This window comes from Bacillus sp. 0909A, assembly GCF_036765115.1.
Taxonomy (GTDB): domain Bacteria; phylum Bacillota; class Bacilli; order Bacillales; family Bacillaceae; genus Bacillus; species Bacillus mojavensis.
Window position 1 is genome coordinate 1 of record NZ_JBAIZU010000012.1, and the last position, 9,974, is coordinate 9,974.

The following is a 9,974-nucleotide window of genomic DNA, read 5'->3' on the forward strand; positions in this document are numbered from 1 at the left end:
GATCAAAATCCGCGCCAGACGGTTCGCCTTCGCATTCAGCTCGCCGTACGTCCATGACTGCCCGTTATACGTGACAGCCGGGCGGTCCTTGTGGCGCTGAACGGTTTCTTCAAATAGCTGATGAACCGTTTTGTCTGTCGGCACAGGCAGTGTTTTTCCTTTCCAGGCCTCCAGAAACGTTTGTTTTTCTGTCTCGTTGACGAGCGACAGGCTGGAAAGCGGCTGGTTTGGATTTTCTGCCACAGCCTGCAATAAGCGGAGGACATATTCGCTCCATTTCTCAGCGGTTTCTCTTGAGAATAAATCAGTCGCATATTCCAGCTGCAGACCGATGCCGTTTTCGTCAGCGAAACCGCCTAATGTCAGATCAAACTTCGATGTTCCCTGATGGGCCTCATAAGGTGAAATCGTGAGATCTTGCAGCTCAAGCTGTTCTTTATCAGGGTTTTCTGTCGTAACCATCACATTAAACAATGGATTCCGGCTCATATCCCGAGGAAGGTCTAACTGGTTGACCAGACTTTCAAACGGATACTCCTGATGCTCAAGCGCTGACAGATTCGTCTCCTTTGCTTGCTCCAGAAGCTCTGCAAATGTCTGCTTTTCTCCTGCTTCCATTCTCAGTGCAAGCGTATTGACGAACATCCCCGGCATGTTTTGCACGTCGGCATTCGTGCGGCCTGCTGTAACCGAGCCGATCACGATATCCCGCTGTCCGGAGATTTTGCTTAAAAAGACATGGAAGACGGTGTGAAGCACCATATGCAAGGTCGTTCCCGTTTCTGCGAGCAGTTTTTCAATCGCCTTTGCCGTCCCGCTTCCCGCGCGGAAACGGACAGTATCCCCTTCAAAGCTTTGAACAGGCGGTCGGGTGTAATCAAGCGGAAGGTCTAGCTCCGGCAGTTCGCCTGAGAGAACTGATAGCCAGTATTGCTCATGCTCCTTCATCCGTTCTTTCTGCCCGGCTTCATTTTGCCAAACAGCGAAATCCTTGTAATGAAGCTTCGGCTCTGGAAGCTGTTCGCCTTTATAAAGCAGTGCCAATTCTTTAACGAAAATCCCTCTTGATACACCATCCGCGATAATGTGATGCATATCCAATAGAAGCAGATGTTTTTGGTCTGCAATTCGGAGTAATGCCGCGCGAATGAGCGGAGCGCCGCTTAAGTCGAATGGCCTGATAAATTCCTTAATCTTCTGTTCCGCCTCGCCCTCTTCTGCATCAAACACGTGAAGATCAATTGATGCCTCCTCAACAATGCGCTGGACAGGCTCTCCGTCTGCTTCCGTAAATGACGTGCGCAATGATTCATGACGGTTTACGAGCTGGTTAAGTGATTCTCTCAGGCGCGAAATGTGAAGCTCGCCTTCCATCAGAAGAACCGATGGCATATTATAGCTGATCGTCTTCCGGTCAAGCTGATTGAGCACGTACATCCGTTTCTGCGCGGATGACAATGGATACACATCCTGTTTGTCAGCCGGCTTCAGCATGTGATAGCCGCCTGATGCTGCCGATTCCTCCATATAAGCCGCCAGCTGGCGTACAGTCGGCTGCTCGAACAGCGCTTTAAGCGGCACGGTTTTCTCCAATTCCGCCTGTATATTGGCGATGAGCATCATTCCTTTTAGTGAATGGCCGCCTAAATCGAAGAAATTGTCATCGATTCCGATCGCTTCAATGCCGAGTGTTTTCTGCCAGATGCGGCAAAGGCTTTCTTCAAGCGCTGTTTCCGGAGCAGCTGACGCCTCATATCCGGATTGCGCCGCGTTCGGCTTCGGCAATGCGTTTCTGTCGGTTTTCCCGTTTGCCGTGAGCGGGATAGCCTCTACCTGCACGAAGAAGGCAGGAATCATATGAGACGGCAGTATGTGTGAGAGCTGTTTCCGGAGCTCTGCTTTTTCAATGGCTTGATCCGCCGTATAATACGCGCAAAGCTCTTGAAGCCCGCCCTCAGAAATCGCAAGCACTACCGCTTCTCGAATGTCGCTGAGGCTGAGCATGACCGTTTCAATTTCTTTCGGCTCTATGCGGTAGCCGCGGATTTTCACCTGGTCATCAGCCCGGCCGATAAATTCAACCGTACCGTCAGCCAGTCTCCGGACGACATCTCCGGTTTTATACATCAGGCTCCCCGGCGAATACGGGTTTCCAACGAATTTCTCGGATGTGAGCTGAGGACGGCTGAGATATCCTCTGGCAAGCCCCTGTCCCGTGATATATAACTGACCGCTCGCTCCCGGAGGTACAAGCTTCAATGACTCATTTAAGACAAGTGCGCCAGTATTGGCAATCGGCCGTCCGATTGTCGGCCGTTTCGCGAATGTGTCAGGTTCAGTCAGGTCAACCTTTCCGGCAATGGCGCCGATTGTTGCTTCGGTCGGACCGTAGTGATTGATAAATTCGGTATGCCGATATACCTTGCTGAACGCTAGAACATCAGCAGGGATGATTTTTTCTCCTCCCAACACAATCAAGCGCAGGGATTCAAAGTGCGGCTCCTTTGTAAAGCTGGCCGTGTTCACCATCGTATGGAACAGAGACGGTGTCAGCTTGATATACGTGATGCCGTGCTCCTTGATATAACGGCCAATCTGATCGGGCGCGGTATATGTCTCTTTCGGCACAATGTGAAGCTCACCGCCTGCTTGAAGTACAGGGAAAATGCTTGTATAACCCAAGTCAAATGCGTAAGACGAAAGCAAGACAGACTTATCCGTTTTTGTCAGGCCCGCCTCTTTGCTAAACCAAGAAACATAGTTTGTCAGATTGCGATGCTCAATCTGCACACCCTTCGGCTTCCCGGTCGTGCCGGATGTGTAAATAATATACGCAAGATTCTGAGGCCCAGACATCAATTCCGGGCGCTCCTTGTTTTCATTCCGCCAATCCGCTTGATCGATATTGATCGTGGTTCCTTGATATTGCCCTATGGCAGTCATATTTCTTTCATTCACGACTGTAAATCTCGCACCGCTGTCTTCTAATGAATAACGGATTCGTTCCTCAGGCGTGTCCGGATCAATCGGAAGAAAAGCAGCTCCCGCCTTCATGATCCCAAGAACAGCTGTCATTAGGTCAGCTGAACGATCCATGACAACGGCTACGATGTCTTCACTTCCTGCCCCGTGCGCGCGCAAATGATGCGCCAGCTGGTTCGCCTGTTCATCGAGCTCACGATAGGTTAGCTGGTTTCCGCCAGAAATGACAGCCGGATCATCAGGTGTTTGCTGCACCTGTTTTTCGAAAAGTGATACAAACGTGTCTTCGCCAGAATGAGTGGTTTGTTTTTTCTCTTCAAGCAAAGCTGCCGTTTCAGCCGGTGAAAGAATCTCCAAATCAGACAGCCGTACGTTCGGGTTAACCGCAGCTGCTTTGATCAAATTGACAAAGTGGCTGCTCCAGCGGCGGATTGTCTCGTCCTTAAATAAGGCAGTTGCGTAGTCAAAGCTTAAACCGATTTCTTCTTCACGTTCGACAGCTTCCAAGGACAGATCAAATTTCGCCACGTGATGAAGCATAGAATAGGAAGAAATCTTCAAATCTCCTAATTTCAAAGAAGGAATCTCCATGTTCTGCATGTTGAACATAACGCTGAAAAGCGGGCTCCGGCTTGTGTCCCTTGTGAGCGGCAGCTTTTCAATCAATTCCTCAAGCGGATAGCTTTGGTGCTCGAATGCTTGAAGACTGACCGTTTTGACTTCGTCTAGGAATTGCGCAAAGGTTTTGTCCCCCGCAGGCGCTGTCCGTAATGCCACCGTGTTGACAAACATACCCGGCACACCTTGCAAATCAGGATGTGTTCTGCCCGCAGTCGGTGAGCCGACGATGATGTCATCCTGTGACGCATACTTAGAGAGCAATACATGAAATGCGGCTAAAAGGAACATGTACATTGTTGTGTCTGTTTCTGACAGCAGCGATTTGATTTGAGCTGTGATTTGTTTATCAAGCCCGAACATGACGCGCTCCCCGGAAAAGCTCCGTTCCGCAGGCCGCGGGAAATCCGCCGGAAGGTCAAGAACCGGCAGCTCGCCTTTAAACGTATCCAGCCAGTATGCTTCATCTTTTTGATGATCCGCATGTTCTTTTTGCCAGACAGCGTAATCCTTATAGTGAATTGGCGGTAGCTCCAGATCTGCGCCTTGATAGATTTTGGCGAGATCGCCGATAAGAATGCCTGTCGAGCTGCCGTCCGTAATGATATGATGCATATCAATGAGCAGCAGATGGCGTTCTTCTTCAAGCTGGACAAGCTTCGAACGGACGAGCGGCGCGCGGTTTAACTCAAACGGCTGAACAAACGATTTGATCAGCTCTTCCGCGTCTTCTTCCCGTCCCTTGGCAGCCTCCAGCTGGAACGATATGTTTTTATGAACGGTCTGCACGACTTCTCCATCTATCATGTCAAACGACGTACGGAGAATTTCGTGCCGGTCGATTAATTGCTGAATCGCATGTTCAAGCCGGTCTTTGTTTACTTCTCCCTCCAACAAAAGTACAGCAGGGACGTTGTAGCTTGTGCTTGCTTGTCCAAGCTGATTGAGGATGTACATTCTCCGCTGGGCCGGGGATACAGGATAATGCTGCTGATAAGGTGCTTGCCTGATCGGTTCAAACGTCTGCTCCTCCTTGCTTTCGCTCTCTTCCAAATACAGTGCCAGTTCTTGAATGGTCGGCTTTTCAAAAAGCACTTTAATCGGTACTTCCTTGTGGAAATGCTCTTGAATTTTCGCCGTCAGCATCATCGCTTTCAGAGAATGTCCGCCGATCATAAAGAAGTTATCTGTAACACCTGCTTTAACGCCAAGTATCCCTTCCCAAATCTCGGCTAATTTCGTTTCACTCTCTGTTTTGGGTGCTGCATATTCAGACTGCACAGCATCTGATTGAGGCGCAGGCAGTTCTTTTTTATTGATTTTTCCGTTTGGTGTAAGCGGCAGGCTGTCCATCTGGATCAAATGGGCAGGAACCATATAGTCCGGCAATGATTGAGACAGCGTTTTTCTCAGCCCACTCACAGACACTTCGCGATCCGCCGTAAAGTACGCGCAGATTTCATTTTCATCCGCTTTGTTCTTGCGAATGATCACGGCAGCCTCTGTCACATGTTCGGCCATGTTCAATTTGTTTTCGATCTCCCCAAGCTCAATCCGGAACCCGCGCACCTTCACCTGGTTATCAATTCTTCCTAAAAACTCGATATTCCCGTCCGGAAGCCATTTCGCCAAGTCCCCAGTTCGATACATTTTTTCACCCGGTCTGAACGGATCTTCAAGAAATTGCTTCTCCGTCAGCTCTGGGAGGTTGACGTAGCCCCGTGCCACGCCGCTTCCCCCGACACACAGTTCACCAGGCGCTCCGATCGGCTGCAGACGCTGCTGCTCATCCATGATGTATGCAGTGGAATTTCCGATTGGCTTCCCGATTGGAATTGAACCGCTGTACTCGCGATCAATCAAAAAGCTTGTAGAAAATGTCGTATTTTCTGTCGGGCCGTACCCGTTCCACAGAGAAAGCGACGGCGATGCCTGTTTCACTTTACTTACAATATGCGGCACGAGCGCGTCTCCGCCGATGATTAAATGGCGAAGTGTGCCAAACATGCCGGCATCCTTTGCAGCAAGCTGGTTGAATAATGGCGATGTCAGCCACATCGTCGTAATTTTCTGCTCACGCAGGAACGCTGAAAACCGTGTCGCGTCAAGCAGTGTCTCTTTTTTCACCGGATAAAGCGCAGCGCCGTTCAGCAGCGCGCCAAAGACCTCAAATGTGCTGGCATCAAAGCTGACAGCTCCCGTTTGCGCCATGCGGTCTTCTTCATGAACAGGAACGTATCCTGCATTTTTGACGAGACGCAGAATGCTTTTGTGTTCGATCATGACGCCTTTCGGTTTTCCGGTCGAACCTGACGTGTACATGATGTAAGCCAGATCAGACGGATCGGCGGGCAGATGCAGATTGTCAGCCGCTTCATTCTCTTCAAAGACGCCTTCCAGCGGGAGAACCGGCACTTGCAGCTGATTTGCCTGTTTTGTATAGGCCTCTCCAGCTAAAGCGATCCGAATCGAGCTGTCCTCCGCCATGAAACGGAGCCGATCCTCCGGAAGTGCGGGATCAAGCGGCACATATACAGCGCCTGCCTTCAATACAGCCAGTATGGCGGCAACAGTCTCTGCCGAACGGTCATTCATAATGGCTGCTGTTTCACCCTTTTGAAGACCTTGCCCGATAAGCTTTCTCGCCAGACGGTTCGCCGCTTCGTTCAGCTCGCGGTATGTCAGTTCGGCTCCTTCATATACGAGGGCAGTACTTGCCGGTGTCCGCTTTGCTTGTTCTTCAAATACTTGATGAACAGCCATTCCTTCAGGGAGTTCTGATGAAGTGCTGTTAAAGGTCTCCACAATTTGCCGCTGCTCTTCTTCTCCCACAAGCCCGTGCTCACGAACAAAGGCGTCCGGCCGCTCGACAGCGGCTGTCATCATGCGGGTGAGATGTCCTGCTGCCCGTTCAATAAAAGCAGAATCAAATGCAGCGCCGTTATATTTGATTTTGACGGTCCAGGTTTTACCCGGGTAAACAATGAGGTTGAAATCAAAGCTTGTTTGTTCAAATGCGCTCTCAACCTTGATAGAGAACCCGAGCCTGTCTTCCATGCTGCCGTTTTCAAGCTCTTGATCAAGCGGATAATTTTCAAAAGCGACAAGATGGTTCAAAAGACTGCTGTCCAAGGCTGAACGTTTTTGAATCTCGTAAAGCGGCACGTAATCGTAGCGCTCCGCCTCCACCGCATGCTGCTGAACGGCTGTGAAAATATCAGCGAATGTAGACTGCCGATCAACCTTTACACGCACAGGAATGGTATTGATGAAGAGCCCCGCCATTGTTTCGATTCCGTTGATTTCAGACGGCCGTCCCGATACGACCGTGCCGAAGACAACATCATTCGTAAAGTTATATTTGCTGAGGACAATTCCCCAGATCGCCTGAAACAGGTTAGGCCCCGTCACTTGATGGCGGTTCGCCGTTTGCTGAATGCGTGCAACCAGTTCCTCATCCCATATAAATGAGTATTCTCTGTTCACATACTCGTCTTTCTTCTCCGGCAAGCGGCCCGGGAGCACGCTTGGCTGTTCAAAATCCGCCAAGCGTTCGCTCCAGTAGCCTTCCGCTTCTTCATTATCCTGTTTTCCAAGCCACTTAATATAGTCGGAATATGGCTTGCCCTGCCCATTTGCAGGTGCGCGGCCTGCTCTGAGCGCTTCGTAGTTTTGGAACAGGCTTTTCATTAGCACGCCCATGCTCCAGCCGTCCATCATAATATGGTGATTGCTCCAGACAAGATACAGCTGATCTGCATCAAGGCGGAAAACTGCCACTTTGAACAAAATGTCTTTTGCCAGGTTAAAGCCTTGGCGCTGAACGTCTTGTTTATAACGCTCAATGTGGTCTTTCTGGCGATCCTCGTCTGCATGACTGATATCTTCATAGTGCACCTTTGTCTTGCGTTCCGCTAACACAACCTGACGCGGCTTTTGCAGCTGCTGGTGTACAAATACCGTACGGAGAATATCGTATGACCGGATCAGTTCATTGACGCTTTTCTCAAAGATTTCAAGATCAAAAACACCTTGAATGCCAAGCTCTAATTGTGTGAAGTAAGAGGAAGAATGCGGATCAAGCATCGCATGATACAGCATTCCTTCCTGCATCGGTGTAAGTGCGTACACCTTTTGAATTGATTTTTTGCTCATATGCCACCTCTATTAGAAAATTTCCATTAATTTATCAAGCTCATCCAGCGTCAAATCGTCGTCGCCAAGGTCACTCGGCGTTAGTTCCGTGCCATCTTGAGATAGGCAATGTTCAATGATTCTAAGAAGATGGGCCTTAAAGCTGTCACTGAATGTCTGTATCGTTTTTTCATGAAATTCGAGAGAATGATAGGCCAGTGACATCGTCAGTTTTCCATTTTCAATATATCCGACAACATCAAGCGCGTTCGGTTTTTCCGTATCCGGGCTTAATGACTGTCCTGATGGCAGCTCTGATCTCGTGAATAAACCTGCATCCGACATTTCGTCGAACTGCCCTAAATAGTTAAAGCTGATATCCGGCTGAATGGAGAACGCCACATCTTCTTTATGCTCCGGCGCTGTCAAATAGCGCAAAATGCCGTATCCCACTCCCTTGTTCGGGATATGTCTGATGTCTTCTTTCATTTGCTTCAGCTGATAAGCCAGATCATCCGCATGTTTCATATCCAGCACCATTGGGAACATACTCGTAAACCAGCCAACTGTCCGGGAAATGGTCAGGTCTTCTACGATATCTTCACGTCCATGCCCCTCTAAATGAACACTCACTTGCTCCTGACCTGTCCACTCCTTCATCGCCAATCCAAATGCCGTCAGCAAAATATCATTCATTTCTGTATGATAAGCCTCATGCACCTTGGTGGTAAGCTGTTCTGTCTCTTCAGCAGTCAGCGAAAATCCGATTGTCTTTGTATGTTTCATTCGCTGATCGCTAGATTCACGGTCTTTCGGAAGCTTCACCGGGACAGTCTGTTCTTCAAGCTGTTTCCAATACTCTTTTTCTTTCAAAAAGGCCTTGGAATTTGCGAAGTCTTGTAATCTCTCTGCATATTCCGCAAACGAATGGGTTTTCTGCGGAAGAACCGGTTCGTTCCCTTGCTCCAGCTGAGTATAAACCGCGGCGAAATCCTCCAGTAAAATCCGCCACGATACACCGTCAACCACTAAGTGGTGAATCACAAGCAGCAAGTGGTCTCCGTCTTCTGCTTGGAACAAGCCTGCTTTTAACAAGCCGCCTTCCTTCAAATTGATGCTGCTTTGCAGACGCTCCGCTTCTCTCTCTATGCGGTCTTCATGATCTATAGCCTGCCCCTCAAGTTTGGTGATCTCTAAGTGAACAGAGACAGCATCAAGCCCTTTGTTAAATTGAACGATCTCCCCTTGCTCCTCGCGGTAGACCATGCGAAGCGTGTCATGATGCTCAATCAGTGCCTGCAATGTCTTTTCAATCCGTTCAGGATCAAAGCCCTCCGCGGCATGAAGCATAACCGACTGGTTCCAGTGATGTTTGTTCGTGAAGTTCTTTTCAAAGAACCAGCGCTGAATCGGCGTCAGGATAACCTCGCCCTCCACAGGGCCTTGGTCTGCCTGTTTGCCTTCGGCACGCTCCACATATTGTGTCAGTTCTTCGATCGTCGGGTGCTGGAAGAGATCCTTCATTTCCAGCTTCCAGCCGTGCTGGTTCAAGCGGCTTGCCATCTGGATGCCTTTAATGGAATCTCCGCCGAGCGAGAAGAAATTGTCGCTGACACCGACTTCAGAAATACCGAGCACGTCCTGCCAAATGCCGGCAAGCAGCTCTTCCATATCAGTGGACGGCGCTTTGTATTCTCCGCTTCCTGTTTCAATATCCGGCTCCGGCAGCGCTTTGCGGTCTACTTTGCCGTTTGCGGTAACCGGAAGCTCGTTCAACGCCACCCAGAACGCCGGGATCATGTAGTCCGGCAGGGTTTCCTTGAGCGCTGATTTCAGTGCTTCTGTGTCGACAGTTTCCGGTGTGACATATGCGGCAATTGCGGTATTGCCCGCTTTATCCTTCACAGCTGTTACTGCGGCGTCCTGCACCTGAGAAAGCTGGGCCAGCTGCACTTCGATTTCTGACAGCTCGATTCGGTAGCCGCGGACCTTGACCTGCTGGTCGATCCGGCCGATGTATTCGATGCCGCCGCCCGTCCATTTCACCAAGTCGCCCGTTTTGTACATGCGTTCACCCGGCACAAACGGATCTGAGACAAACCGCTTCGCGGTTTCATCTTCCCTGTTCAGATAGCCGCGCGCCAGTCCGCGTCCCGCCACACAAAGCTCTCCAGCCACGCCCTCCGGCTGAACCTGATGGCTTTCGCTGAGAATGTACACTCTCGTATTGGCAATCGCGC

2 protein-coding genes are annotated in these 9,974 nt (G+C 50.0%); both read right to left on the minus strand.

Annotated features, from left to right (window positions below):
- Nucleotides 1-7,755, minus strand: a 7,755-nt coding sequence (srfAB, locus tag V6D42_RS20385) for a surfactin non-ribosomal peptide synthetase SrfAB (protein ID WP_442893270.1), incomplete at its 3' end; no start/stop codon positions are given.
- Between the two features lie 12 nt (nucleotides 7,756-7,767).
- The coding region (locus tag V6D42_RS20165; protein WP_333514373.1) for a condensation domain-containing protein at nucleotides 7,768-9,974 on the minus strand (2,207 nt) is incomplete at its 5' end.